We start from the raw sequence: 23688 nt of genomic DNA, 5'->3' as shown, positions 1-23688 counted from the left end.
GCGCATGGTGCGTCCTTCCTTGTTGCTGAGTCGGCTCGCGGTCGGTCAGACTGGTTTCGTCTTCGTCGTATCGCGATGTGTTTACGATAGATCGCTAACTATCGTCTTGTCAAGGGGTACTCACCGCTCGGCCTGCTGTCGGTGGTGGCGGGCAGGATGGGCGGACCATGACGGACGTCTTCGAGCGCTTCTCCCCCGCGACCGCGGAGTGGTTCCGAGGTGCGTTCGACGCCCCGACACCGGCGCAGGCGGGCGCCTGGGACGCCATCTCGACGGGGCAGCACGCTCTCGTCATCGCGCCGACCGGATCCGGCAAGACCCTGGCCTCGTTCCTGTGGTCGATCGACCGGCTCATCAGCGCGACCGACCGGCCCCCGGCCAAGCAGCGCACGCGGGTCCTGTACGTCTCGCCGCTCAAGGCCCTCGGCGTCGACGTCGAGCGGAACCTGCGCAGCCCGCTCGTCGGCATCACGCAGACGGCCCGGCGGCTCGGCACCGAACCACCCGAGGTCACCGTCGGGGTGCGCAGTGGCGACACCCCGTCGTCGGACCGGCAGAAGCTGCTCCGCCAGCCGCCCGACATCCTCATCACCACGCCCGAGTCCCTGTACCTCATGCTCACCTCGCAGGCGCGCGAGACCCTGGTGAACGTCGACACCGTCATCGTGGACGAGGTGCACGCGGTCGCCTCGACCAAGCGCGGGGCGCACCTGGCCGTCTCGCTCGAGCGGCTCGACGACCTGCTCGACAAGCCGGTGCAGCGCATCGGGTTGTCCGCCACGGTCCGGCCGCCGGAAGAGGTCGCTCGGTTCCTCGGCGGCCGTGCGCCGGTGACGATCATCGCCCCGCCGGCGCAGAAGACCTTCGACCTGCGCGTGGTCGTGCCGGTCGACGACATGGCCGAGCTCGGTGCTCCGCCGGTCGGTGCGGACGCGTCCGACGCTCCCGCGAACGGCTCGATCTGGCCGCACGTCGAAGAGCGTGTGGTCGACCTCATCGAGGAGCACCGGTCGACGATCGTGTTCGCGAACTCGCGGCGACTGGCCGAGCGACTCACCGCGCGGCTGAACGAGATCCACGAAGAGCGCGTCCTCGCCGCGGCGGCTCCGGCTTCGGCCGCGGAGGGCGATGCGCTGGTGCCGGCGGGTGTCTCGCCGGCCGACGACGGACTGCCGGTGGCGCGGGGTCGCCCACAGTCGCCCGCCCGGACCTCGGCGCACGCGGTCGCACCCCAGGGCACGAAGCGGCCGCCGGCGCAGATGATCGGCGCGTCCGGGCAGACCGGTGGCGGCGGCTCCGACACTGCAGTGCCCGTGCTCGCCCGCGCCCACCACGGCTCGGTGTCAAAGGACCAGCGCGCCATCATCGAGGACGACCTGAAGTCCGGTCGGCTGCGGTGCGTCGTCGCGACGAGTTCGCTCGAGCTCGGCATCGACATGGGCGAGGTCGACCTCGTCGTCCAGGTCGAGGCGCCGCCCTCGGTCGCGAGCGGTCTGCAGCGCGTCGGGCGTGCCGGGCACCAGGTGGGCGAGATCTCCCGCGGAGTGCTGTTCCCGAAGCACCGCGCCGACCTCGTCAACAGTGCGGTCACGGTCGAACGGATGGTCTCGGGGCAGATCGAGTCGATCTCGGTGCCGGCGAACCCCCTCGACGTGCTGGCGCAGCACACCGTCGCCGCGGGAGCGATCGACACCGTCGACGTCGAGCACTGGTTCGACCTGGTCCGGCGGAGCGCTCCGTTCAGCGGGCTGCCCCGCTCGGCGTTCGACGCCACGCTCGACCTGATCACCGGGCGGTACCCGAGCGACGAGTTCGCCGAACTCCGCCCGCGGCTGGTGTGGGACCGCGTGCACGGCACCCTGACCGGACGCCCCGGCGCCCAGCGGCTCGCGGTGACGAGCGGCGGCACGATCCCGGACCGCGGCATGTTCGGCGTGTTCATGGTCGGCGAGAAGGCCTCCCGCGTCGGCGAGCTCGACGAGGAGATGGTCTACGAGTCCCGCGTCGGGGACGTCTTCGCGCTCGGTGCCACGAGCTGGCGGATCGAGGAGATCACCCACGACCGGGTCATCGTGAGCCCGGCGTTCGGACAGCCCGGTCGGGTGCCGTTCTGGAAGGGCGACGGCATCGGCCGCCCCGCCGAACTCGGTCGCGCGACGGGGGCGTTCGTGCGCGAGGTCGAGGGCGCCTCGGACGACGACGCCCGCGCCCGGGTCGCCGCTGGCGGCCTCGACGAGCGTGCCGTCACGAACCTGCTGACCTTCCTGCGCGACCAGCGGGCGGCCACCGGTCACGTGCCGAACGACACGACGCTCGTGGTCGAGCGCTTCCGCGACGAACTCGGCGACTGGCGGCTCATCCTGCACTCGCCGTACGGCATGCAGGTGCACGCGCCGTGGGCCCTGGCGGTCGCGGCACGGTTGCGCGAACGCCACGGCATCGACGGCGACGCGATGGCCGCCGACGACGGCATCGTGGTGCGCATCCCCGAGACCGACGCCGAACCGCCGGGCGCCGACCTGTTCGTGTTCGAGCGCGACGACCTCGAGGCACTCGTCACGGACGAGGTCGGTGGCTCGGCGCTGTTCGCCGCGCGGTTCCGCGAGTGTGCGGCGCGCGCCCTGCTGCTGCCCCGTCGGAACCCCGGGCAGCGTTCGCCCCTGTGGCAGCAGCGGCAACGCGCCTCGCAGCTGCTCGAGGTGGCCCGGAAGTACCCGTCGTTCCCGATCGTGCTCGAGACCGTGCGCGAAGTGCTGCAGGACGTCTACGACGTGCCCGCCCTGCTCGGCATCGCCGACGAGATCGCCGGCCGCCGCATCCGCCTGGTCGAGACCGAGACCGAGACGCCGTCCCCGTTCGCCCGTTCGATCCTGTTCGGGTACGTCGCCGCGTTCATGTACGAGGGCGATTCCCCGCTCGCCGAGCGCCGGGCCGCGGCACTGTCGCTCGACTCGACCCTGCTCGGCGAACTGCTCGGCCGCGCGGAACTGCGGGAGCTGCTCGACCCGGCGGTCATCGCCTCGGTCGAACAGGACCTGCAGCGGCTGTCGCCGGACCGCCGGGCGCGCGACGCCGAGGGGCTGGTCGACGTGCTGCGGCTCGTCGGCGCGCTCGACCTCGACGAAGCCGTCGACCGGAGCTGGCTGGCGGCGTCGGACGACCGCTCCGCCGCTGCGACCGAGGTGCAGACCGTGCTCACCGCGCTCGAGCGCGACCGCCGTGTCCTGTCGTTCTCACACGCCGGGTCCACCCGCTGGGCCGTCATCGAGGACGCCTCGCGCCTGCGTGACGCCCTCGGGGTCCCGCTGCCGATCGGCGTGCCGACCGCGTTCGTCGAACCCGTCGCCGACCCGCTCGGCGACCTGGTCGGCCGGTACGCCCGGTCGCACGGGCCGTTCTCGGCGCAGGAGGCCGCGGGTCGCCTCGGCCTCGGGGTCGCCGTCGTGCAGGACACCCTGCGCCGTCTGGTCGCCGACCGACGTGTGGTCGAGGGCGAGTTCCGCCCGGATCGGCAGGGCGCCGAGTGGTGCGACGCCGAGGTCCTGCGCCGGATCCGCACGAAGTCCCTCGCCGCGCTCCGCCACGAGGTCGAGCCGGTGTCGCCGGACACGCTCGCGCGCTTCCTGCCCGCCTGGCAGCACGTGCAGACCCCCGGCACCCGCGGCGGCCTGCGCGGGGTCGACGGGGTCCTGCAGGTGATCGACCAGCTCGCCGGCGTCGCCCTGCCCGCCAGCGCCTGGGAGACCCTGGTGCTGCCCGCGCGGGTGACCGACTACTCCACGAACATGCTCGACGAGCTCACCGCCACCGGCGAGGTCCTGTGGTCCGGCGGCGGGACCCTGCCCGGCAACGACGGGTGGGTGCGCCTGCACCTCGCCGAGACGGCGTCGACGACGCTCGCCGAGCCCTCCGGCGACGAGACCACCGAGCTGCAGCGCGACGTGCTCGGTGCCCTGGCCGGCGGCGGCGCGTACTTCTTCCGCCAGCTCGGGCAGGCCGTCGGCAGCACCGACGACCCGGCCCTGACGACGGCGCTGTGGGACCTCGTCTGGGCCGGACAGATCACGAACGACACGTTCGCTCCGCTGCGCTCGATGCTCGGCGGCAAGGCGAAGAGCAGCAGCGCCCCGCGGGCTCGTGCGTACCGCGGGCGCCGCCGTCCGACGATGCCGACGCAGTCCGGCCCGCCGTCCGTCGGTGGCCGCTGGTCCCTGCTCCCCCTGGCCGAGTCCGACTCGACCGTGCGGGCCGCCGCGACCGCCGAGCAGCTGCTCGAGCGCTACGGGGTCGTCACCCGCGGGGCCGTCCAGGTCGAGGGGGTCCGGGGTGGGTTCGCGGGCGTGTACCGGGTGCTCTCGCGGTTCGAGGAGTCCGGGCGGGCGCGCCGCGGCTACTTCATCGAGGGCCTCGGGGCCGCACAGTTCGCCACGGGTCCGACCATCGACCGGCTGCGGACCTACGCCCGTGACCTCGACGACGACGAACGCGTCGACCCGGACCGGAAGCGCGAGGCACTGACCCTGGCCGCGACCGACCCCGCGAACCCGTACGGCGCATCGCTGCACTGGCCGTCCGACGACCGCGCGGCGGCCGACACGGACGTCACGGGCGCCGACGTCGCTGCTGTCGCTGCGGCTGCGCAGAAGGCCCCGGCACCGGCCACCACCGGCGCACGCGGCCACCGGCCCGGGCGCAAGGCCGGAGCACTCGTCACCACCGTCGACGGCCGGCTCGCGGTGTACGTCGAGCGCGGCGGCAAGTCGGTGTTGACCTTCACCGACGACCCCGCCGACCTGGCCGTCGCAGCGGCGTCGATCGCGGGCATCGTGCGCACCGGACTGCGGAAGCTCGCGGTCGAGCGCGTCGACGGCGAGTTCGTGCTCGGTACCCCGCTCGGCACCGCGCTGGGCGACGCCGGGTTCACCGCCACCCCGCAGGGACTCCGGCTCCGTGCCTGAGGGCGACACCGTCTACCGGGCAGCGCACCGGCTGCACACGGCGCTCGCGGGCAAGGTCCTGACCCGGAGCGACTTCCGGGTGCCCGCGTTCGCGACCGTCGACCTGGTCGGCCGCACCGTCGACGAGGTCGTGCCCCGTGGCAAGCACCTGCTGCACCGGATCGGGGACCTGACCGTGCACTCCCACCTGAAGATGGAGGGGCGGTGGGACGTCTACGCCCCCGGCGAGCGCTGGCGACGCCCGGCGCACCAGGCACGCGCGATCCTCGACACCGAGGACGTCTCCACGGTCGGGTTCACACTCGGGGTGCTCGAGGTGATCCCCCGCGACCAGGAGTCCGAGGTCGTCGGACACCTCGGCCCGGACCTGCTCGGCCCCGACTGGGACGCCGACCTGGCGCTCGAGAACCTGACGCGGGATCCGTCGCGGCCGGTCGGCCTGGCGCTGCTCGACCAGCGGGTGCTCGCCGGCCTCGGCAACGTCTACCGCAACGAGCTCTGCTTCCTGCGCGGGGTCCTGCCGACCCGCCCGGTGGCCGAGGTGCACGACGCCGGCCGGACGATCTCCCTGGCGAGCCGGCTCATCCTGGCGAACCGGGACCGCAGCCACCGGGTGACGACGGGGATCGATCGCCCGGGGCGTCGGTTCTGGGTCTACGGACGCGCGGGCAAGCCGTGCCTGCGGTGCGGCACCCGGATCCGGCGAGGGGACCTCGGTGACTCGGAACTCACCCTGCGGGACACCTACTGGTGCCCGCGCTGCCAGACCTGAGCCGCGGGCGCAGCGACGAGCACCGGCACGTGCCTGCTCACCGGGTGACGGGGTGCAGGCGCTCGGCGGCGGTCGACCGCACCGCGTCCGTGACCCGCTCGAGCAAGGGTGACGCCAGGTTCCACCGCTGCCACCACAGGGCGACGTCGGCTCGGCGCGTCGGGGTGAGCTCGAGCAGCTCGCCCCGCGCCAGGGCATCGAGGCACTGCGCTTCGGGCAGCATCCCCCACCCGAAGCCGAGCGAGACCGCCCGTGCGAAGTCGGCCGAGGTCGGGACGAAGTGGCGTGGACCGGAGGGCGCGTGGCCGAGCACCCGGCGGAGGTAGCCCTGCTGCAGGTCGTCGTCACGGTCGTAGTCGACGAGGGGCACCAGGTCGAGGCGGCTCAGCATCCGCCGCTCGGTGTCGGCGTCGGCCAGGTAGCGGTCGACGAACGCCGGCGACGCCACCGCCCGGTACCGGTCGATGCCGAGCGGCACCGACGAGCAGCCCTGCACGGGGTCCGCCTCGGCCGTCACGGCACCCATCACCGTGCCGGCGCGCAGCAGCTCGGCGGTGCGGTCCTGGTCCTCGCGGTGCAGGTCGAAGACCACCTCGGTGTCGGCACGGACGAGTGCGAGCGCGTCAAGGAACCACGTGCCGAGCGAGTCGGCGTTGACGGCGAGCGGGATCGACGGCACCGCAGACCCCGCACCGTCGGCATCGGTCTCGCCGAGTGCGCGAGCGGTCTCGTCGTCGAGCAACCGCACCTGACGTGCGTGCCGGAGCACGACCGCTCCGTCGGCAGTCGGGGTGACCGGGGTCGTCCGTTGCAGCAGGACCCGGCCGACCTGCTGCTCCATCGACTTGATGCGCTGCGAGACCGCCGACGGGGTGATCGCCAGGGCCCGGGCGGCCGCGTCGAGGGTGCCGTGGTCGACGGCGGCCAACAGGGTCTCGAGGTGCTCGCGCTGGAACCGGACCATGCAGTGCAGCTTACGGCGCTGTAGGAACGTGAGCTGTTCTACAGACGAGGGAGCACCTAGCGTCGTGGACGTGACCGCACTCCTCCCCCTGCTCGCCGGCCTCGGCACCGGACTCGCCCTGATCGTCGCGATCGGTGTGCAGAACACCTACCTGCTCCGGTTGGCGGTCAGCTCGAGTCTGCGGGTGGTGACGGCGGCGGTCGTCGTGTGCGCGGTGTCGGACGCCGTGCTCATCGTCGCCGGGGTGCTCGGCGTCGGGGCCGTGGTCGAGCGGTTCCCGGTGGCGCTCGTCGTCGTACGGTTCGTCGGGGCCGCGTTCCTCGTGACCTACGGCGTGCTCGCCGCGCGACGGGCACTGCGGCCGTCGCGCGACGCCATGCGCGTGGCCGACGAGGCGGCGGACGACGTGACCATCGCGACTCGCGTCGCCGACGAGGCGTCGGACGACGGCGTGCCGGAGCCGGCCGCGGGCAGTGGACCCGAGCGCCCGGGGACGGTGGTGGCGGGGCGGACGCGCACCGTGCCTCCCGGCCAGGCGGTGACCATGCGCACGGCGGTGGCGACCATGCTCGTCTTCACGTGGGCGAACCCGCACGTGTACCTGGACACGCTGGTGTTCCTCGGGTCCGTCGCGAACCAGCAGGGCCCGGACGACCGCTGGCTCTGGACCGTCGGCGCGGTTGCGGCGAGCTGCCTGTGGTTCGGCGCGCTCGGGTTCGGCGGGCGACTGCTCCGACCGCTGTTCGAGAAGCCGCTGACGTGGCGGGTGTTCGACGGCCTGGTCGCCGTCGTGATGCTGGGCTTCGGCGTCCTGTTGGTCGTCGGCGCGTAGGAGGCCGGAGCCCGCTACTGCTGGCCCTTGCCGACCCGGCTGTTGCGGCGGCTGTAGCCGAAGTAGATCGCGAAGCCGATCACGAGCCAGACGACGAACCGCAGCCAGGTCTCGACCTCGAGGTTGAGCATCAGCCAGAAGCACAGCACCGCCGACAGGATCGGGATCACCGGCGACCACGGCACCCGGAACGAGCGCGGGGCGTCCGGACGCGACTTGCGGAGCACGATGATGCCGATCGACACCAGCACGAAGGCCGACAGCGTGCCGATGTTGATCATGCCCTCGAGCTTGTCGACCGCCGTGAACCCGGCGAGCAGCGCGACGACGACGCCCGCGACGACCTGCACGCGCACCGGCGTCTGCGTCTTCGGGTTCGTCTTCGAGAACCAGCGCGGCAGCAGACCGTCACGGCTCATCGCGAAGACGATGCGGGACAGACCGAGCAGCAGCACCATGACGACGGTCGTCAGGCCGATCAGGGAGCCGATGGCGATGATGCCGGCAGCCCACGGCAGCCCGACGATGTCGAAGGCCGAGGCCAGGGACGGTGCGTCCTCCTGCGCCAGGCGCTGGTAGGAGACCATGCCGGTGATGACGATGCTGACGCCGACGTAGAGCAGCGTCACGATGCCCAGGCCGATGAAGATGCCGCGGGGCAGCGTCTTCTGCGGGTTCTCGGTCTCCTCCGCGCTGGTCGCGACGACGTCGAAGCCGATGAACGCGAAGAACACGAGCGACGCCGCGGCGAGCAGCCCGAAGACGCCGTACTGCGCGGGCTCGGAACCGGTGAACCACGACACGAGCGACTGGGTCCAGACGCTGCCCTCCGCGCCCTTGGCGGGCTCCGACGGCGGGATGAACGGGGTGAAGTTCGCGGCCTTGACGAAGAACGCGCCGGCGACGATGACGAACACCACGATGGCGACCTTGATGATCGTGATGACCGCCGAGACCCGCGACGACAGGCGGGTGCCGAAGGCGAGCAGCACCGTGAAGATACCGACGATCAGGACCGGGCCCCAGGTGAACGGGATCGGGCCGAGCTGGATCGTGCTCGGCAGGGTCACACCGAACACGTCGAACGCGGTGCTGAGGTAGATGCCCCAGTACTTCGCGATGACGGCGCTGGCGGTGAGGGTCTCGAGGATGAGGTCCCAGCCGACGATCCAGGCGAGGAGCTCGCCCATCGTGGCGTAGGTGAACGTGTAGGCGGAGCCGGCGACGGGGATCGTCGAGGCGAACTCGGCGTAGCACATGATCGCCAGGCCACACGTGACCGCGGCGAGCAGGAACGAGATGATGACGCCGGGCCCGGCGAAGTTCGCGGCGGCGTTCGCGCCGACCGAGAAGATGCCGGCGCCGACGGCGACCGCGATGCCCATCGCGGCGATGTCGAACGTCTTCAGGGAGCGTTTCAGGGACCGGCCCTGCTCCTCGGAGTCGGCCAGTGAGGCCTCGATCGACTTGATGCGGAGCTTCGTTGCCATGGGGTGGATCCCGTCATCGACTGGGCGGCGGACCCCGTGACATTACTGGTGTACCACCCCGACACGCAAACAGCGGAGCCGCTGGGCGCATGGGAACCAGGTTCCGGACGCGGAACCAGGGAACGGCGCGGTGCGGTGTCCGGAACCAGGTTCCGTGGGCAGAGCGGGTCGACCGGGAGGCCCGGCTCGGCTCAGGCGGATCGGCGCCAGTCCGCCAGGAACCGCGCTCCGGCCTCGTCGTGGATCACCCCGTCGGGTGCGGTGAGCACCGGGTACGGCGTCGCCGGCACGCCGTCCGAGGGACGGACGTCGACGTGCGCGACCTCGTGGCCGTTCGCGTGCAGCCAGTCCGCCATCGCGTAGTCGCTGCGCGAGTCGCCCATCGTGCGCCAGGCCGTCGGCAGCTCGCCGTCCTGCGCCAGGAGCTCGAGCGACCGCTCGGCGCCCATGTCCTTGCCGCTGCGGTCGGACTCGACGTCGGTCGAGATGATCGTCGGGTCGATCCGCCACTGCACGGCGCCGTCGGCGTCGGGTCGGACGTCGTCGAGACGGCGCACGCCCAGGCCGCGACGCTCGAGGGCCGCCATCGCCTTCGCGTCGAACTCGGGCTGCCGGGCCAGGTACGTGGCGTTCGGCACCTCCACCCGCTGCTCGATCGACACCATGGCGCGCTTCGTCTCGTCGAAGAACACCAGGTCGGCGTACTCGGTGCGGACGAGCTCGCGCATCTCGTCGGCGTAGTCGCGCGGGAGCGCCAGGTCGTCGGCGACGGTGAGCTCGCTCATCCCGCCCTCGTACTGCGGGCCGATCGAGCACCAGACGGCGCCCTTCTCGCAGACGGCGTGCACGCGTCCACCCTCGGCGAGACCACCGGCGAGCAGCGGACCGACCACCTCGCTCCGGATGAATGCGTCGCTCCGGCCGGTGTTGAAGACGACGGGGATGCCCTCGGCGGCGAGGGCGACGAGGTCCTCGATGATGCTCGGGATCGCGATGGTGCGGGAGACGGGGCTGGCGATGGGCCCGTCGACGTCGAGCAGGAGACCGAGACGAGGTGCGTTCACCACGCCATCCTCTCGCAGTCAGCTGCTCGGTGAGACGACCCGGACCAGGAACCCGTCGAGCACGGCGCCGATCGCAGCCGGGTCGGGCACGTGACCCTGCCCGGGGACCTCGACGTAGCCCGAGCCCGGCACGGCCTCGACGACCGCTCGGGCCGCCTGCCGCATCCACTCGTGGCCGTCGCTGCCCGCGGCGACGAGCACCGGGACACCGACCGCTGCTGCCACCCGCTCCGGGATCGCCAGGCCGTTGAGCACCCGCACGTCGCGGCTGAGCACGTGGGCGTCGACGACGAGCGACCGCCAGAGCGCACCCTTCAGCCGCAGCGCCGAGATCTGCCCCATCGGCACCCCCAGGACGTGCGCGAGGAACGCCCGGACCGCTTGGGCGCGACGGCCGGCGGCGACGTGCTCGTCGAGCAGGTCGGCGAAGACGACGTCGTCGGCGTGCGGGTCGACCGTCGCTCGGTACGGCGGCTCCCACAGCACGGCGGCCCCGAGCGCGACGCCGGCGGCGAGGCCCCGGAGGACCACCCCCGCGCCGACGCAGAGGCCGAGCGCGGCGACGGGTCCGTCCACACTCGCGACGACGGCCGCGAGGTCCTCGACCTCGCGTTCGATCGTCCACGGGGTGGTGTCGCCGCTCGCACCGCGGCCCCGCCGGTCGTACGTGATGACCCGGTAGCGGTCCTGCAGGCCGCCGGTCAGGTGCTCGACGGTGGGGGTGCCGTGGTGGTCGAAGGCGCCACCGACCACGACGAGCGCCGGACCGGTCCCCGCGTCGGACACGGCGATCACCGTGCCGTCGGCGGAGACGACCGTGCGGTCGACGTGCTGGTCCATTGGGGGCCTTCCGAGGGTGGTTCGACGGCGCTGCGTCGGGTCCTCGGGAGGGACCGGGCGGGTCGGTCCTCGAAGCATGGCATCGGAGCGCTCCCACGTCACCACCCGCAACCAGGGGGAGACGACCGATCCGGGTCCGGGTCCGGCTCCGGCTCCGCTCAGCGGTCGCGGTAGATCGCTCGGCGGTGGCCGGCATCGACGACGATCACGATGAGTCGGCCGTCGTCGATCTCGTAGATCAGACGGTAGTCACCTGATCGCACCCGCCAACCGGGTCGGTTCACGAGCTTCCGAGCTGCCGGGGGCCGCGGGTGGTCGGCGAGGATCGCGAGGAGTCCCTCGATCCGCCGACGACCGTCGGGCGGGAGCTTGCGGATGACACGTTGCGCGGACGGGATGACCTCGACCGACCAGGTCATCCGAGTCCGAGTTCGCGCTTGAGATCGTCCCACTGCACGTTCTCGCCGCCGATGCGCTTGTTCTCCGCGATGGCAGCGTCGTACGCGACCAGGTCGTCGAGGTCCTCGGCCGCCTCGAGCAGGCGGTCCAGGACATCCGCGTCCACCACCGCCGCGACGCGCTTGTTGCGCCGGGTCAGGTAGACGGGTTCGTGCCGGGCGTCGTCGATGATCGACGCCAGGCGGCCACGTGCTTCGGAGATCGACACTTCGCTCACCTGTACATTCTAGAGCGTTTTGTACAACTCAGACGAGCGCCGTGGTGCCGACCGACTCCCGTTCGAGCAACGATCGCTTGACGTCGAGCCCCCACGCGAAGCCCCCGAGCGTGCCGTCCGACCGCAGCACCCGGTGGCACGGCACGAACAGTGCGGGAGCGTTCCGTGCGCACACGCTGGCGGCGGCCCGCACGGCGTCCGGGCGACCCATCGCCCCCGCGAACTCGGTGTAGGTCAGGGTGCCGCCGGCGGGGATGCGGCGGAGCTGCCGCCACCCCTCGGTGAACAGGTCGGTGCCGAACTGCCGCACCGGCACCTGCATGGCGTGCTCGACCTCGCCCGAGTAGAAGGCGTCCACGGCATCAGCGGCGGCGACCGTGCCGTCGACGATGCGACTGGGCCGGTACCGGTCGGCGAGCCGCCCGAGGATCCGGTCGACGGAGTCGGTCCAGCCCGAGGCGAGGACACGGCCCTCGGCGTCCTCGAGCACGGTGAAGGCCCCGTCCGGGGTGTCCAGGGTCTGGATGGTTGCGTCGGTCATCGTTCGTCCTTCCGAGGGTCGTTGTCTTCGTGCCGCGCACGGCCGGTGCCGTGCACCCGCGCACCGGCGGCCGTCGCGATCGCGCGGTCGATGATCGGTCGCCAGCAGTGCATCGTCAGGTAGCTCCGCCAGGGCGCCACCTGCTCCGACCATAGGGAGAGCTCGCGCGCCGTACCGGGCAGTCCGAGTTCCTGTGCACCGTTGCGCACCGCGAGGTCGCTGTGGAGGAACACGTCGGGGTGGTGCCGGACCCGGAGCGCCACGTAGTCGGCGGTCCACGGCCCGATGCCCTTCACCGCCAACAGCCGCTCGCGCAGCTCGTCGAGGGACTGTCCGCCGTCGACCACGAGCGACCCGTCGGCGAACGCCGCGGCGACCCGCAGGATCGTGTCGACGCGGGCGGCAGGACCGCGCAGCACCTCGCGCCCACGGCCAGCGATGACCTCGGCGGACGGGAACAGCAGGCCGTCCGGCAGGATCGCCGACGGCACCGCGGTACCGAGCGCCGCCACGAGCCGCGTCTGGGCCGTCCGGGCCGCGGCGACGGAGACCTGCTGCCCGATGAGGGTGCGGAACACGATCTCGTGCGCGTCGACGGCACCGGGCAGCCGCAGGCCGGGGACCCGCTGCACGGCCGCAGCGAGCTCGGGCACGGAGCCGAGCACCGCGTCGACGGCGACCGGGTCGGCATCGAGGTCGAAGTACGACCGGACGCGGGCGACGAGCGTCGGCAGGTCGGACAGGTCGGTGACGCGCACCCGCAGGTCGATCCCGGTACCGCGACCGGCGGCCGTGGAACCGGCCGTCCCTGCGACCGCGGCCGATGCGCTGAACCAGCCCGGGCCTCCCGGCAGGTCGAGCAGCCGTCCGTAGGAGGTGACCCGCCCGGATTCGTCGGTGTCCACCTGCTCCAGGCCCGGCAGGGCGTGCAGTGCGTGCCAGTCGAGGAGCCCCTGCGCGTCGAACGGCGACCGCGCGGGCAGGTGCACGTGCAGTGCGCCGTCGGACGCGGGCCGGAGCGTCCGACGGGCGCGCAGCTCGGACGGGGTGACGGCGAAGACCTCGCGGACGGTCTCGTTGAACTGGCGGACGCTCGCGAACCCGGCCGCGAAGGCGACGTCCGCGATGGGCAGGTCCGACGACGTCAGCAGCGTGCGTGCCGTCTGGGCGCGGTGTGCGCGGCTGAGCGCCTTCGGGCCGGCACCGAGCTCGGCCGTCATGATGCGGTTGAGCTGGCGTTCGGAGTAGCCGACCCGTGCGGCGAGCCCCGGGACGCCGTCGCGCTCGACGACGCCGTCGAGGACGAGGCGCATGGCGCGGCCGGCGACGTCCTCGCGCAGGTCCCACTCGGGGCTGCCGGGGGTCGCTTCGGGCAGGCAGCGCTTGCAGGCACGGAAGCCGGCCAGGTGCGCTGCTGCACTCGTGCGGTAGAAGGTGACGCCGGTCTCGCGGGGCGTGCGTGCCGGGCAGCTCGGTCGGCAGTAGATGCCCGTGGAGTGCACGGCGGTGACGAACTGGCCGTCGAAGCGTGCGTCGCGCGAGGCGACGACGCGGTAGCGCTCGGCATGCAGCTGGTCGGTTCCGGGGATGGTCACGGGCCCAGCCTGACACGCACCACCGACCGCGACTGGCGGAAATCGGACGCCGCGGCACGTCGCGTGGTGCGGGTGGCGGGCGGCCCGAGGTTCCGAGATCTCGGCATGTCGGCGCTCGATGTGCTCGCCCGTGGAACCTCGGCGCCACACCGACGGCGTGTTGTGGAACCTCGGCGCAGTACCGACGACGGCACGGCGTCGACCGGGAGGCCCGGCTAGCGTTGGGCGGGTGACCTCCGGAGACGACGTGGCCGGGTCTGACCACCGGGTCGGCTCCGACGAGCTCGCCGGGCTCGCCGAGGTCGCCGACTCCGTCGACCTGCCGTTCCGGACCGACGTCGAGGTCGCGCTGCTGCTCGTGTCGCGCCGCCACCGCTACGAGGGCAGGCCGGCCGACGGTGCCGTGCCGGTCCGGTCGGACGACCCGGACGAGCTGCGCGACCGCATCGAACTGCGTGCGGGACTCGGCATCGTCGGCGACCGCTACTTCGCGGCGCGGGCGCACGTGCACGCCTCGGTGACGGTCATCGGGCTCGAGGGCCTCGAGGAGGTCGGACGATCACTCGGCGTGCCGGTCGACCCCGTGGCGACCCGGCGGAACGTGTTCCTGCGGGGCGCCGACGTCGAGGCGCTCCGGGGCGAGCCGTTCTTGCTGCAGAGCCCCGGCAGCGGTGCCGTGCTGTTCCGCGGGTACCGGCCGGCGAACCCGTGCGCCTGGATGGACCACGAGGTGGCGCCGGGTGCGTTCCGGGCGATGCGTGGACGGGGCGGGGTGCGGTGCGACCCCGAGTCCGACGGCGTGCTCACCCTCGGACCCGCGGTGCTCCGGACGACCCGCCCCGTCGCGCTGGGCTGACGGCGGCGCCCACAGAGGCAGCGCCGGCAGCGGCAGGGCCGTCAGCGGCAGCGCACCGTGCTCACGCGGTCAGCGCGCTCTCGATCGCGTCGACGAAGGCCCGCAGGTCGTCGGGGTTCCGCGAGGTGATGATGCCGCCGTCGACCTGGACTTCCTGGTCGACCCACTCGGCGCCGGCGTTCCGGACGTCGGTCTGCAGCGACGGGAACGAGGTGATCGTCCGTCCGCGCAGCACACCGGCCTCGATGAGGGTCCACGGGCCGTGGCAGATCGCCGCGACGGGCTTGTTCGCCTCGACGAAGGCCGTCACCAGGGAGACCGCCGAGTTGTCCTGTCGCAGGGTGTCGGCGTTGATGGTGCCACCGGGGACCACGAGCGCGTCGTACCCGGTCACGTTGACACCGGCGATGGTGGTGTCGGGGTCGAGGGACTTGCCGGGGTCCTTGTCGCCGACGAGGGTCGCGATCGAACCGGAGTCCTGCGCCGCCACGGTCACCGTCGCGCCGCGCTCGCGGAGCTGGTCGACGGGCACGACGATCTCGTCCTGCTCCACGCCGTAGTTCGTCGCGATGACGAGGACCTTCTTGCCGTCCAGGGTTGCCATGGTCGCTCCTTCCGCGGCACGGTGGTTCCGGCCGCACGTGCGGCCCGGTTGTTCCGGCCGCACACCCGAGGGTCGTCGGGGAGCGCTGGGCGTTCCCGCAGGACGCAGCGGGTCCTCAGCCGCGGATGCGGAAAGCGGACCCTTCGGGCTCGACGGTGATGCCCTCGTACCCCGACACCCGGTAGAGCCCCGCCGTGACGTCCGACTCGTGCGGGCCGACGACGACCGTGGTCGCTCCGGAGGCGATGGCCGACTCGAGGCCGGCGGGGGCGTCCTCGAACGCCACGCAGTCGGTTGCCGCGACACCGAGCAGTGCGGCACCGCGCAGGTACCCGTCGGGGTGCGGCTTGCCGTGCTCGACGTCCTCGGACGGCACGAACGCCGTCGGCATGGTCAGGCCCGCTGCCGCCATCCGGCCGGCGGCCAGGTCGCGCGGCGCACTCGTCACGAGCGCCACCGGGACCCCCGCGTCGAGGAGCCGGTCGACGAAGGCTGCGGCGCCGGGGATCTCGAAGATGCCCTCGCTGCTCGCGCTCTCCTCGGCGACCAGTGCGGCGGCGATGCGGAGCTGTTCGTCGCGGTCCAGTCCGGGCAGGAAGTGCTCGATCGTGCTGATCGCCTGCCGGCCGTGCGAGAAGGCGAGGATCTCGGCGGGCTCGATGCCGCGGTCCTGACCGAACCTCGTCCAGGTCGCCTCGACCACCGCGGTCGAGTCGACGAGCGTCCCGTCCATGTCGAAGAGGACCCCGGACGCCACGATGTCGATCACGCGCCCGACCCTAGCCGACGCGGTCGACCGGCACCGAGACTCGGGCGGACGGCTCCGCCCGGACGTACCGGGTCAGCAGCACGTCACCCGCACCGCGGAGCACGTGCGCGGGCCGCATCCGTCGCAGCTCCGGGGAACTGCCGCGGGCGATCCGGGGCCCGGCGCCGCCCTCGAGCGACGGGTCGATCGTCAAGGTCAGCTCGTCGACGGCGTCCGCGGCGATGAGCGACCCGAGGAACGACGGCCCGCCCTCGCAGTGGATCGTGCCGAGCCCCCGCGCCACCAGTGCGTCGCGGACGAGCGACACGTCGACCGAGTCGGGGTCGGTGTCGGTGTCGGTACTGCAGGGCACGACGTCGGCGACGGACGACAGCGCGACCCCGGCGTCCGACGCCGCCGCAGCCGCGGAGGTCAGGACGACGGGCCGGACCGGGGCCTCGGTGAACACCCGGGATCCGGCGTCCAGTGACAGTGACCGCGACACGATCGCGAACACCGGGTGGTCGGGCAGGCCGTGCGCCCGGCGCCAGGCCACGTCGGCGTCGTGCAGGACCATCGGCCCGTAGCCCTCGTCACGCACGGTGCCGGCTGCGACGAGCACCACGTCGGCGACCCGGCGGAGCAGGTCGAACACGCGCAGGTCGTCCGGGCCGCCGAGCGACCCCGAGACCCCGGCGGCCGAGGCGGACCCGTCGAGCGTCGCCACGAAGTTCACCCGCAGCCACGGCGCCGAGGCACCCGCGGTGTACAGGTCGATGAGGCCGTCGTCGGACAGGTCCGCGATCGACGGGGGCAGGAGGTTCACGTGTTGTGCCGTGCTTCCACCGGGGCGCGCCAGCCGAGCGTCGCCTCGACCATGCGCATCGCGTCGACGCTCTCGGCGACGTCGTGCATCCGGACGATCCGCGCCCCGAGCATCGCGCTCACGGTCGCGACGGCGAGCGACCCCGCCAGGCGTTCGCCGCGGGGACGCCCGAGCGACTCCCCCACGAAGTCCTTGTTCGACACCGCCGCGAGCACCGGGTAGCCGAGCGCCACGACCTCGGGCAGGCGCCGGGTCACCTCGAGCGTGTGCACGGTGTTCTTGTTGAGGTCGTGGCCCGGGTCGACGACGATCCGCGACTCCGGGATCCCCGCGGCGAGCGCCCGGTCGACGCGCTCCCGCAGGAACCCGACGACGGACGCGGTGACGTCGTCGTACTGCGGCGGCGCTGCGAGGGGCCGTCGGGGTTCGGCGAGCGAGTGCGTGATGACGATCGTCGCCTCGGAGTCCGCGACGACGGCCGCCATCCGGGGATCGGACAGGCCGGTGGTGTCGTTGACCACGCTCGCGCCAGCTGCGATCGCCGCTGCGGCGACCTCGGGGCGGAACGTGTCGACGCTGATGGTGACGTCGGACTCCTGGGCGAGCTGCTCGACGACGGGCACGACGCGGTCGACCTCGTCCGCAGCGGGCAGTTCCGGCCCCGGAGCGAACTTCACGCCGCCGATGTCGACCCAGTCGGCGCCCTGTTCGGCAGCCCGGACGGCGGCGGCGACGGCGCGGTCGAGCTCGAAGGTGGCACCGCGGTCGTGGAACGAGTCGGGCGTGCGGTTCACGATCGCCATCACGGCGATGCGGTGGTCGAAGTCGAACGTTCGGCGTCCGATCGTGCGGACCGGCTGCCGCAGGTCCGGCACGACCCAGCCGGGTGCGGTCGATCCTGCCTGGAGGCCCGTGGCGGCCCCCTCAGACGTCACGCGTCCGCCTCGGGGTCGGGTACTCGCCCCGCACCGATGAGCGCGATCGCCTCGGCCCGGCCCGCGGCGTCGGCCAGCGAGCCGTTCGCCGCGACCGTGACCGTCGTCGACCCGGTCTGGCGCTCCCCACGGGTCGTCACGCACTGGTGCTGCGCGTCGAGGACCACGAGGACCCCCTCGGCACCGAGCCCCTCGGCGATCGTCGCGGCGACCTGCTCGCCCAGCCGCTCCTGCAGCTGCGGACGCGAGGCCACGGCGTCGAGCACCCGCGAGAGCGTTCCGAGCCCGATCAGACGGTCACCCGGCGCGTAGGCCAGGTGCGCGACCCCGAGGAACGGCAGCAGGTGGTGCTCGCAGACGGACCGGAACTTCACGTCGCGGACGATGACGAGTCGGCCGCGTTCACCGTCCTCGGCGTGCACGGTGCCGTCGCGGGCGATGGCCACGGCGTCCGTGCCGATGCCGGCGAAGAACTCGGCGTACGAGTCGGCGACCCGAGCGGGTGTGCGTTCGAGTTCGGGGCGGTCGGGATCCTCGCCGATGCCGAGCAGGAGTTCGCGCACCGCGGCCTCGACGCGGGCACGGTCCATGCGTGACGTCACCGGTCCATCCAACACCAGCCATGGCCGGAGAACGCGAGCCGGCGCACGGCGTGACGTCCCCCGATCACGCGGGTCGGGCCTCCCGGTCGGACATCGGCGCACCCTGCGCGCCCTGTGAGGATCCTGTGACATGCCGGAAACCCAGCAGGCTTTAAACTTGCTCGGTGAGCGCCACGAAGACCGACACCCCACCCCGGAACCGCTTCGCGACCGGCCTCGATCGATACTTCTCCATCACGAAGCGCGGATCCACGATCCCGCGCGAGGTGCGAGGCGGACTCGTCTCGTTCGTGACGATGGCGTACATCGTCATCCTCAACCCGCTGATCCTCGGTGGGTTCAGCGCCGACCAGGCCGCCAAGGACGTCTCCGGCGGCTGGCTCGAGAACGCGCAGGTCGCCGCCGCGACCGGCCTCGTCGCCGGCCTGATGACCATCGCCATGGGCGTCATCGCGAACCTGCCGTTCGGCATCGCCGCGGGCCTCGGGATCAACTCGTTCCTGGCCGTCAGCGTCGTGCAGCAGGTCACCTGGGCCGAGGCGATGGGACTCGTCGTCATCAACGGCGTGATCATCGTGGTCCTGGCGTTGACGGGGATCCGGACGATGATCTTCACCGCCGTCCCGGCGCAGCTGAAGGCAGCGATCACCGTCGGCATCGGCCTGTTCATCGCCTTCATCGGCCTCGTCGACTCGGGCTTCGTGCGCTCGTCCGGGCTCGCGTCGCCGCCCCTGCAGCTCGGTGAGGACGGCTCCGTCGGCGCCCTGCCGACCATCGTGTTCCTGATCGGCCTGGTCATCATCGGCACGCTCATGGCCCGCAAGGTCAAGGGCGCCCTGCTCATCGGGATCGTCGCCACGACGATCATCGCGATCATCCTGCAGGCGATCTTCCAGGTGCCGACGTCGGTCGACTCGAAGACCGGCTGGAACCTCAACGCCCCGGGCCTGCCGAGTGCGCTCTTCGCGTTCCCCGACCTGTCGCTCGTCGGCCACGCTGACCTGTTCGGTGCATTCAGCCGCATCGGGCCGTTGGCCGCGTCGATGCTCGTCTTCACCCTCGTGTTCACGAACTTCTTCGACGCGATGGGCACCATGACCGGCCTGGCGAAGGCCGCCGGCGTCGCGAAGCCCGACGGCACGTTCCCCCGCCTGAAGTCGGCGCTCGTCGTCGAGGGCGTCGGCGCGATCGCCGGCGGTGGCGCCTCGGTGTCGTCGAACACCGTCTTCATCGACTCCGCCGCCGGCATCGGCGAGGGCGCACGCACCGGCATGGCGTCGGTCGTCACCGGCCTGCTGTTCCTGGCGTCGATGTTCCTCACCCCGCTCACGCAGGTCGTCCCGCTCGAGGTCGCCGCCGCCGGACTCGTCGTCGTCGGCGCCCTGATGGTCGCGCAGGTCGCGGACATCTCCTGGACGGACTTCGGCTCGGCCCTGCCCGCGTTCCTGACGATCGTCGTCATGCCGCTCACCTACTCGATCGCGAACGGCATCGGCGTCGGCTTCATCAGCTGGGTCCTCATCAAGCTGCTGTCCGGCCGGGGTCGCGAGGTGTCGTGGCTGCTCTACGTCGTCGCCGCGGGCTTCCTGCTGTACTTCGCACGAGGGCCGCTCGAGGCGCTGCTCGGCGTCGGCTGAGGCCGGGGGGCTGGGCAGGGGCTGGCCGGGCCGGGCCGGGGCTGGTCTGCAAGAGCGACAGTTCCTGTGGGGCCGTCCGAGGGTGGTCCACGAAAGCGACAGTTGTCCGCGAAACATCCGCGGAGAACTGTCGCTTTCGCGTTCGGGCCGGCCGGGAGGCCCGTGCTCAGTCCGGCAGGTCGCCCGGCGTCGCCTCGTGGTGGCGTCGACCGCCGGACCGCCGGTCCTCCTTCATGCCCGCCTCGAACAGGTGACGGCGCCCCTGCACGAGTTCGTCCCGCGCAGTGCGCTCCAGCTCCTTCGCGAGCGCGTAGTACCCGTCGTCGTAGTCCTCGACGACCTGGAACGTCCAGCGGCCGGCGATGACGTTGCGACCCACGAGCTCCGTGTCGATGCGGTCGGCGAGTTCGGTGTGGCCGGCCTTCCGGAGCTGCTCGACGGCTTCGCCGAGGTTCAGGTCGGCGGTGCCCGTCAGGCGGTGGAAGCCGTAGAGCAGGCCGCGGGCGTGCTCGATGACCTCGACCGCAGCCGACAGTGTGCCGAGTGCCTCCACCGTGGCGTCGGAGACCCCCGCGGGGACCTGGTGCTCTTCGTCGGGGCCCTGATCGTCGTTCGTCATGCTCCCCGTCTACACGAGGGCATCCGAGGTCAGGCGCAGTCACTTCGTCTGGTTGGGATGGCGCGTGTGGACGTCTGTGATGCAGACGACTCGATCCGCCTCGTCCACCGTGAACCAGATCCGCGCGCCCCGCTTCAGTTCGAGCTGCCGACGTGTCCATTCGCGACCCGAGTACCGGACGACGCCGAGCGCACCGCGGAGCGCATGGCAGGCCAGGTCTTCGGACAAGGGATCGCTGGTCAACCGCTCCCAGGCTGACACGACTGCGTTCCGCTGTGTCGCCAGGACGTCTCGCCAGCCGTGTTCTGCCGAGCGCGTACCGAGGACGACCGTGAACTCCGTCGTCCGTACCGGACGGGGGACACCGGTGCCGCGACTGACCACGGCTTCACGGCGCGTCGAGGACGATCGGGTGCTCGAGGAGTTCGGGTTCGCCGGTGCTCCAGCCCGCCGCGATCGCCTCGGCACTGCTGCGCCACGCCTGCATCTCGACGAGCAAGGCACGCGGCTGCCTGAGCGAGAACGATCCACGAGCCACGTCGACGATCTCACGTGCGAATCGCTGCTGGTCGTCTCGACTCAGGAGCTTGATCCACGGGTAGGGGATGGCGAGTCGATCGTGGAGCGGCAGCCCCTCGTTGACGGTCACCGCAGCGATCAGCTGCGCAGCGATCTCGAGGACCGCATCATCGTCGTCCGAGCGTTCCTTCGTGGTGAGCACGAGCGCTTTTCCATCGCGCCGCGTGACTTCGAGCGGCTCTTCTTCAGCCGCGGCGAACACTTCTCTCGAATGGCGGGAGAGGTCGGACGACTGGACGGCACGACGCGAGCGAGGAGGGGCGGTCAGGGTCATGGATCCAGCGTATTCAGAACGCGTTCTGAACACAACCCGCAGTTGCTCGCCGTTCGATTGCGACCTAGCATTCGAACACACGTTCGAACGAGGAGACCCGATGATGATCACGGAGACGGCCGCCACGGTGTGGTGGTCCGAGGGCGCACCGAGCCGGCTGGTCTGGGGCGGGCGCCGTTGGCGGGTGAGCGACACCCCGACCCGTCTGACCGTGACGCGGGCCGAGCTGCCGACCGCCATCACCCACGCCCCCGAGCGCACGGTCGGCTGGCGTTTCCAGGCCACGGCCGACGACGGGGACACGCTGGTGGTCGACATCGTGCCCGAGGGCAGCGGCTGGGGCGTCGCGCGGACGTGGACGTGAGCGCCGCCCCGGATGCGGACTACGTCGTCACGCGCTCGACCGGCGCCCGCTCCGGAGCCGGTCGTTCCATGAGACGCCAGGCGCCACCTGTCAGCGGCGCGAGCGTCACGACGGTGTAGAGCACGACGACCGCTCCGAACGTCGCCTGCACACCGACGCCCTCGGCCGCGAACCCGGCGAGCAGTCCGCCGAGCGGGATGCCCGCCCACGACCCAGCTCCGAGCAGCCCGAACACCCGGGCGCGCATGTGCACCGGGATGCGCTCGAGCTCGACCGCACCGAGGATCGGGTTGAGTGCGCCGGCGGCGAGGCCCGACAGCGCCGAGGCAACGAGCATCCACGGCAGCCCGAGGCCGAGCGCCGGCACCAGGAGTGAAGGCCCACCGGCGAGCACGAAGCACACGACGAACGTGATCCGACGGGGGACGCGGTGTGCGACGTACCCGAAGGCCACCGAGCCGAGGAACGCCGCACCGCCGAAGGTCCCGGTCACGAAGCCCAGCGCCTGCGCCCCGCCGAGTGTGTCGGCGGCGTAGAGCGGGAGCAACGTCGTCGACCGGGCCGCGTCGAGCAGGTTCGTGATCAGCACGAGGGCGATCACGAGCCGGAAGAACGGGTCGCGGACGCAGAACCGGAAGCCCTCGGCGATGTCCCGCCAGTACCCGTTGGTCGGAGCCGCATCAGCGCTCGCACCCGCTGCGTCGTCGCCCGCTGCGTCGTCGCCCGCTGGCCGGACCAGTACCGCAGCGAGCAGCGCTGCGGTACTGAACGCCACCGCGGTGCAGACGAGGGCGGCCATCGGTCCGGCAGCCGCGACGAGCACCCCGCCGAGCGGCGCGCCGATGAGCACCGAGAGTCGCTGGGACGCCTCGAAGTGACCGACCGCGCGCTCCAGCGGGACGCCGGCCGATCGTGCGAGCCCCGGGAGCAGGACCCGGCGTGCGGACTCCCCGGGCAGGTCGAACAGGCCGCTCACGAACACGAGCGCCAGGAGTGCCCAGAACGGCAGACCCACCGTCCAGGCGAGGATCGGCATCGCCAGGAGGGTCGCACCGCTGACGAGGTCCGACGCCACACTCGAACGGACGAACCCGACCCGCTCGACGAGCGCCCCGCCGAACGGGCCGCCGAGGACGATCGGCACCGTCGCGGCGAAGGCGGCGATCCCGACGTCCGTCGCCGAGCCGCCCCGGGCCAGGACGGCGAAGGGCACGGCCACGGTCGTGACGACGTTGCCGGTCCGCGAGACGACCTGGACCGCGAGCAGCGCCCGCAACCGTGCCCGGGCGTTCACGGTCGCCCCATCCGGTAGCTCTGCGTGACGGCGATGACGCGCTCCGACCCGTCACCCGGCGTGTGCGCGTCACTCACGGCCGTCCATCGCTCGACGACGGCACGCAGTTCGGCGCCGAGGCCGGTGAGTTCCTCGGCGGTCAGCCGCAGCACCTCGTCGGAGCTGGTCGACGCCGCGACCCACTCACGGCCGAGTACCGGCGCCTGGTCGATGAACCGCCCGTACTCGGCCGCGTACGCATCGGCGACGGTGTGGTCGAGTGCCGTCGTGGCGAGCATCCGTTCCGTGTCGTCGAACGCATCGGCGAGGTCCCACGACGTGTGGTCCGCAGTCGCACGCCACCACCGCTCCCGCCGGTCCGAACCGAGCTCCGGCGCCGGCTCGATGAAGTCCGCGTCGGCCAGGCGCTTGCAGTGGTAGCTGATCGTGCCGGGTGCCTCGTCGATCTCGTCGCCGAGCATCGCCGCAGTCTGCGGTCCACCGGAACGCAGGAGCCCGACGATCCGCAGTCGGGTCGGGTGGGCGAGGGCACGCATGTGGGCGGCGTCGTCGAGTCTGCGCACGGTCATGCTCTGACGATAGATGCACAAGAACTCTTGCGCAATGCTTCTTGTGTAG

24 protein-coding genes are annotated in these 23688 nt (G+C 72.1%); 6 read left to right on the top strand and 18 right to left on the bottom strand.

Annotated features, from left to right (window positions below; genetic code table 11):
• The first annotated feature begins 167 nt into the window (after positions 1–167).
• Positions 168–4958 carry a DEAD/DEAH box helicase gene (locus tag EDF23_RS05565; protein ID WP_131921008.1) on the top strand — a complete coding sequence of 1597 codons (4791 nt, stop codon included), beginning with the start codon at positions 168–170 and terminating at the stop codon, positions 4956–4958.
• The gene (locus EDF23_RS05560; RefSeq protein ID WP_131877700.1) at positions 4951–5730 is read left to right on the top strand and encodes a DNA-formamidopyrimidine glycosylase family protein; all 780 of its coding nucleotides are present in this window, start codon (positions 4951–4953) and stop codon (positions 5728–5730) included. The genes EDF23_RS05565 and EDF23_RS05560 overlap by 8 nt, the downstream gene beginning before the upstream one ends.
• A gap of 37 nt (positions 5731–5767) precedes the next feature.
• On the opposite strand, the gene EDF23_RS05555 is transcribed toward EDF23_RS05560, so the two are convergent.
• The gene (locus EDF23_RS05555; protein WP_131921006.1) at positions 5768–6694 is read right to left on the bottom strand and encodes a LysR family transcriptional regulator ArgP; all 927 of its coding nucleotides are present in this window, start codon (positions 6692–6694) and stop codon (positions 5768–5770) included.
• Positions 6695–6764: 70 nt separating this feature from the next.
• On the opposite strand from EDF23_RS05555, the gene EDF23_RS05550 reads away from it, so the two are divergent.
• On the top strand, positions 6765–7526 hold the full coding sequence (locus tag EDF23_RS05550; protein WP_207895444.1) for a LysE family transporter: 762 nt from the start codon (positions 6765–6767) through the stop codon (positions 7524–7526).
• Positions 7527–7540: 14 nt separating this feature from the next.
• Here the strand turns inward: EDF23_RS05550 and EDF23_RS05545 are convergent, their stop codons facing one another.
• From EDF23_RS05545 to EDF23_RS05515, 7 genes are all read right to left on the bottom strand, one after another.
• On the bottom strand, positions 7541–9016 hold the full coding sequence (locus tag EDF23_RS05545) for an amino acid permease (protein WP_123293079.1): 1476 nt from the start codon (positions 9014–9016) through the stop codon (positions 7541–7543).
• Between the two features lie 191 nt (positions 9017–9207).
• Positions 9208–10080, bottom strand: coding sequence for a hypothetical protein (locus EDF23_RS05540; RefSeq protein ID WP_131845918.1), 873 nt, complete (start codon positions 10078–10080; stop codon positions 9208–9210).
• A gap of 18 nt (positions 10081–10098) precedes the next feature.
• Positions 10099–10920: an alpha/beta hydrolase gene (locus tag EDF23_RS05535; RefSeq protein ID WP_165901016.1), complete on the bottom strand. Its 822-nt coding sequence runs from the start codon at positions 10918–10920 to the stop codon at positions 10099–10101.
• Between the two features lie 158 nt (positions 10921–11078).
• On the bottom strand, positions 11079–11339 hold the full coding sequence (locus EDF23_RS05530) for a type II toxin-antitoxin system RelE/ParE family toxin (protein WP_123293075.1): 261 nt from the start codon (positions 11337–11339) through the stop codon (positions 11079–11081).
• Positions 11336–11596: a type II toxin-antitoxin system Phd/YefM family antitoxin gene (locus EDF23_RS05525; protein WP_123293073.1), complete on the bottom strand. Its 261-nt coding sequence runs from the start codon at positions 11594–11596 to the stop codon at positions 11336–11338. The genes EDF23_RS05530 and EDF23_RS05525 overlap by 4 nt, the downstream gene beginning before the upstream one ends.
• A gap of 28 nt (positions 11597–11624) precedes the next feature.
• Positions 11625–12137: an MGMT family protein gene (locus EDF23_RS05520; protein ID WP_111083519.1), complete on the bottom strand. Its 513-nt coding sequence runs from the start codon at positions 12135–12137 to the stop codon at positions 11625–11627.
• The gene (locus EDF23_RS05515; protein ID WP_243648819.1) at positions 12134–13732 is read right to left on the bottom strand and encodes an AlkA N-terminal domain-containing protein; all 1599 of its coding nucleotides are present in this window, start codon (positions 13730–13732) and stop codon (positions 12134–12136) included. Before EDF23_RS05515 ends, EDF23_RS05520 begins: the two co-directional genes overlap by 4 nt.
• Before the next feature lie 319 nt (positions 13733–14051).
• On the opposite strand from EDF23_RS05515, the gene EDF23_RS05510 reads away from it, so the two are divergent.
• A complete protein-coding gene (locus tag EDF23_RS05510; RefSeq protein ID WP_131921117.1) occupies positions 14052–14588 on the top strand; it encodes a molybdenum cofactor biosysynthesis protein in 537 nt (178 codons plus the stop codon).
• 61 nt (positions 14589–14649) lie between these two features.
• Here EDF23_RS05510 and EDF23_RS05505 read toward each other — a convergent pair whose 3' ends face one another.
• The 5 genes from EDF23_RS05505 to folE form a co-directional block, all read right to left on the bottom strand.
• Positions 14650–15192: a type 1 glutamine amidotransferase domain-containing protein gene (locus EDF23_RS05505; RefSeq protein WP_131921001.1), complete on the bottom strand. Its 543-nt coding sequence runs from the start codon at positions 15190–15192 to the stop codon at positions 14650–14652.
• Between the two features lie 115 nt (positions 15193–15307).
• Positions 15308–15961 (bottom strand): HAD-IA family hydrolase, encoded by a 654-nt coding sequence (locus EDF23_RS05500; protein ID WP_131921000.1) that lies wholly within the window; start codon positions 15959–15961, stop codon positions 15308–15310.
• A gap of 10 nt (positions 15962–15971) precedes the next feature.
• Entirely contained in the window at positions 15972–16766 is a 795-nt protein-coding gene (locus tag EDF23_RS05495) for a pyrimidine reductase family protein (protein ID WP_131920998.1), read from the bottom strand.
• A complete protein-coding gene (gene folP, locus EDF23_RS05490) occupies positions 16763–17701 on the bottom strand; it encodes a dihydropteroate synthase (RefSeq protein ID WP_131920997.1) in 939 nt (312 codons plus the stop codon). The genes EDF23_RS05495 and folP overlap by 4 nt, the downstream gene beginning before the upstream one ends.
• On the bottom strand, positions 17698–18291 hold the full coding sequence (gene folE / locus EDF23_RS05485; RefSeq protein WP_123293064.1) for a GTP cyclohydrolase I: 594 nt from the start codon (positions 18289–18291) through the stop codon (positions 17698–17700). The genes folP and folE overlap by 4 nt, the downstream gene beginning before the upstream one ends.
• Before the next feature lie 176 nt (positions 18292–18467).
• Here folE and EDF23_RS05480 point away from each other — a divergent pair, with 176 nt between their 5' ends.
• Positions 18468–19940 (top strand): NCS2 family permease, encoded by a 1473-nt coding sequence (locus tag EDF23_RS05480; RefSeq protein WP_123293062.1) that lies wholly within the window; start codon positions 18468–18470, stop codon positions 19938–19940.
• A gap of 166 nt (positions 19941–20106) precedes the next feature.
• Here the strand turns inward: EDF23_RS05480 and EDF23_RS05475 are convergent, their stop codons facing one another.
• The 3 genes from EDF23_RS05475 to EDF23_RS05465 all read right to left on the bottom strand — a co-directional run bounded on the left by EDF23_RS05475 (position 20107) and on the right by EDF23_RS05465 (position 21412).
• Complete coding sequence (locus EDF23_RS05475; protein WP_131920995.1) at positions 20107–20559, bottom strand: hypothetical protein; 453 nt, start codon at positions 20557–20559, stop codon at positions 20107–20109.
• 39 nt (positions 20560–20598) lie between these two features.
• Positions 20599–20820 (bottom strand): hypothetical protein, encoded by a 222-nt coding sequence (locus tag EDF23_RS19560; RefSeq protein ID WP_243648818.1) that lies wholly within the window; start codon positions 20818–20820, stop codon positions 20599–20601.
• A 127-nt stretch (positions 20821–20947) separates the two neighbouring features.
• Positions 20948–21412, bottom strand: coding sequence for a prevent-host-death protein (locus EDF23_RS05465; protein WP_131920992.1), 465 nt, complete (start codon positions 21410–21412; stop codon positions 20948–20950).
• A 100-nt stretch (positions 21413–21512) separates the two neighbouring features.
• Between EDF23_RS05465 and EDF23_RS05460 the strand changes: the two genes are divergently transcribed.
• Positions 21513–21776 (top strand): hypothetical protein, encoded by a 264-nt coding sequence (locus tag EDF23_RS05460; RefSeq protein ID WP_111083527.1) that lies wholly within the window; start codon positions 21513–21515, stop codon positions 21774–21776.
• A gap of 19 nt (positions 21777–21795) precedes the next feature.
• Here EDF23_RS05460 and EDF23_RS05455 read toward each other — a convergent pair whose 3' ends face one another.
• A complete protein-coding gene (locus EDF23_RS05455) occupies positions 21796–23070 on the bottom strand; it encodes an MFS transporter (RefSeq protein ID WP_131920990.1) in 1275 nt (424 codons plus the stop codon).
• A complete protein-coding gene (locus EDF23_RS05450) occupies positions 23067–23639 on the bottom strand; it encodes a helix-turn-helix domain-containing protein (RefSeq protein WP_131920988.1) in 573 nt (190 codons plus the stop codon). The genes EDF23_RS05455 and EDF23_RS05450 overlap by 4 nt, the downstream gene beginning before the upstream one ends.
• Positions 23640–23688 lie beyond the last annotated feature (49 nt).

The sequence above is a fragment of the Curtobacterium sp. PhB128 genome (assembly GCF_004340725.1).
Classification (GTDB): Bacteria; Actinomycetota; Actinomycetes; order Actinomycetales; family Microbacteriaceae; genus Curtobacterium.
This window is presented reverse-complemented; position numbering and strand designations above follow the sequence as displayed.

Bases quoted from the DNA above. Each gene is read 5' to 3' on its own strand.
- EDF23_RS05505 (WP_131921001.1), bottom strand. From the start codon at position 15,192: ATGGCAACCCTGGACGGCAAGAAGGTCCTCGTCATCGCGACGAACTAC.
- EDF23_RS05450 (WP_131920988.1), bottom strand. From the start codon at position 23,639: ATGACCGTGCGCAGACTCGACGACGCCGCCCACATGCGTGCCCTCGCC.
- EDF23_RS05565 (WP_131921008.1), top strand. From the start codon at position 168: ATGACGGACGTCTTCGAGCGCTTCTCCCCCGCGACCGCGGAGTGGTTC.
- EDF23_RS05475 (WP_131920995.1), bottom strand. From the start codon at position 20,559: ATGACGAACGACGATCAGGGCCCCGACGAAGAGCACCAGGTCCCCGCG.
- EDF23_RS05555 (WP_131921006.1), bottom strand. From the start codon at position 6,694: ATGGTCCGGTTCCAGCGCGAGCACCTCGAGACCCTGTTGGCCGCCGTC.
- EDF23_RS05545 (WP_123293079.1), bottom strand. From the start codon at position 9,016: ATGGCAACGAAGCTCCGCATCAAGTCGATCGAGGCCTCACTGGCCGAC.
- EDF23_RS05530 (WP_123293075.1), bottom strand. From the start codon at position 11,339: ATGACCTGGTCGGTCGAGGTCATCCCGTCCGCGCAACGTGTCATCCGC.
- EDF23_RS05460 (WP_111083527.1), top strand. From the start codon at position 21,513: ATGATGATCACGGAGACGGCCGCCACGGTGTGGTGGTCCGAGGGCGCA.
- EDF23_RS05535 (WP_165901016.1), bottom strand. From the start codon at position 10,920: ATGGACCAGCACGTCGACCGCACGGTCGTCTCCGCCGACGGCACGGTG.
- folE (WP_123293064.1), bottom strand. From the start codon at position 18,291: ATGGACCGTGCCCGCGTCGAGGCCGCGGTGCGCGAACTCCTGCTCGGC.
- EDF23_RS05465 (WP_131920992.1), bottom strand. From the start codon at position 21,412: ATGACCCTGACCGCCCCTCCTCGCTCGCGTCGTGCCGTCCAGTCGTCC.
- EDF23_RS05520 (WP_111083519.1), bottom strand. From the start codon at position 12,137: ATGACCGACGCAACCATCCAGACCCTGGACACCCCGGACGGGGCCTTC.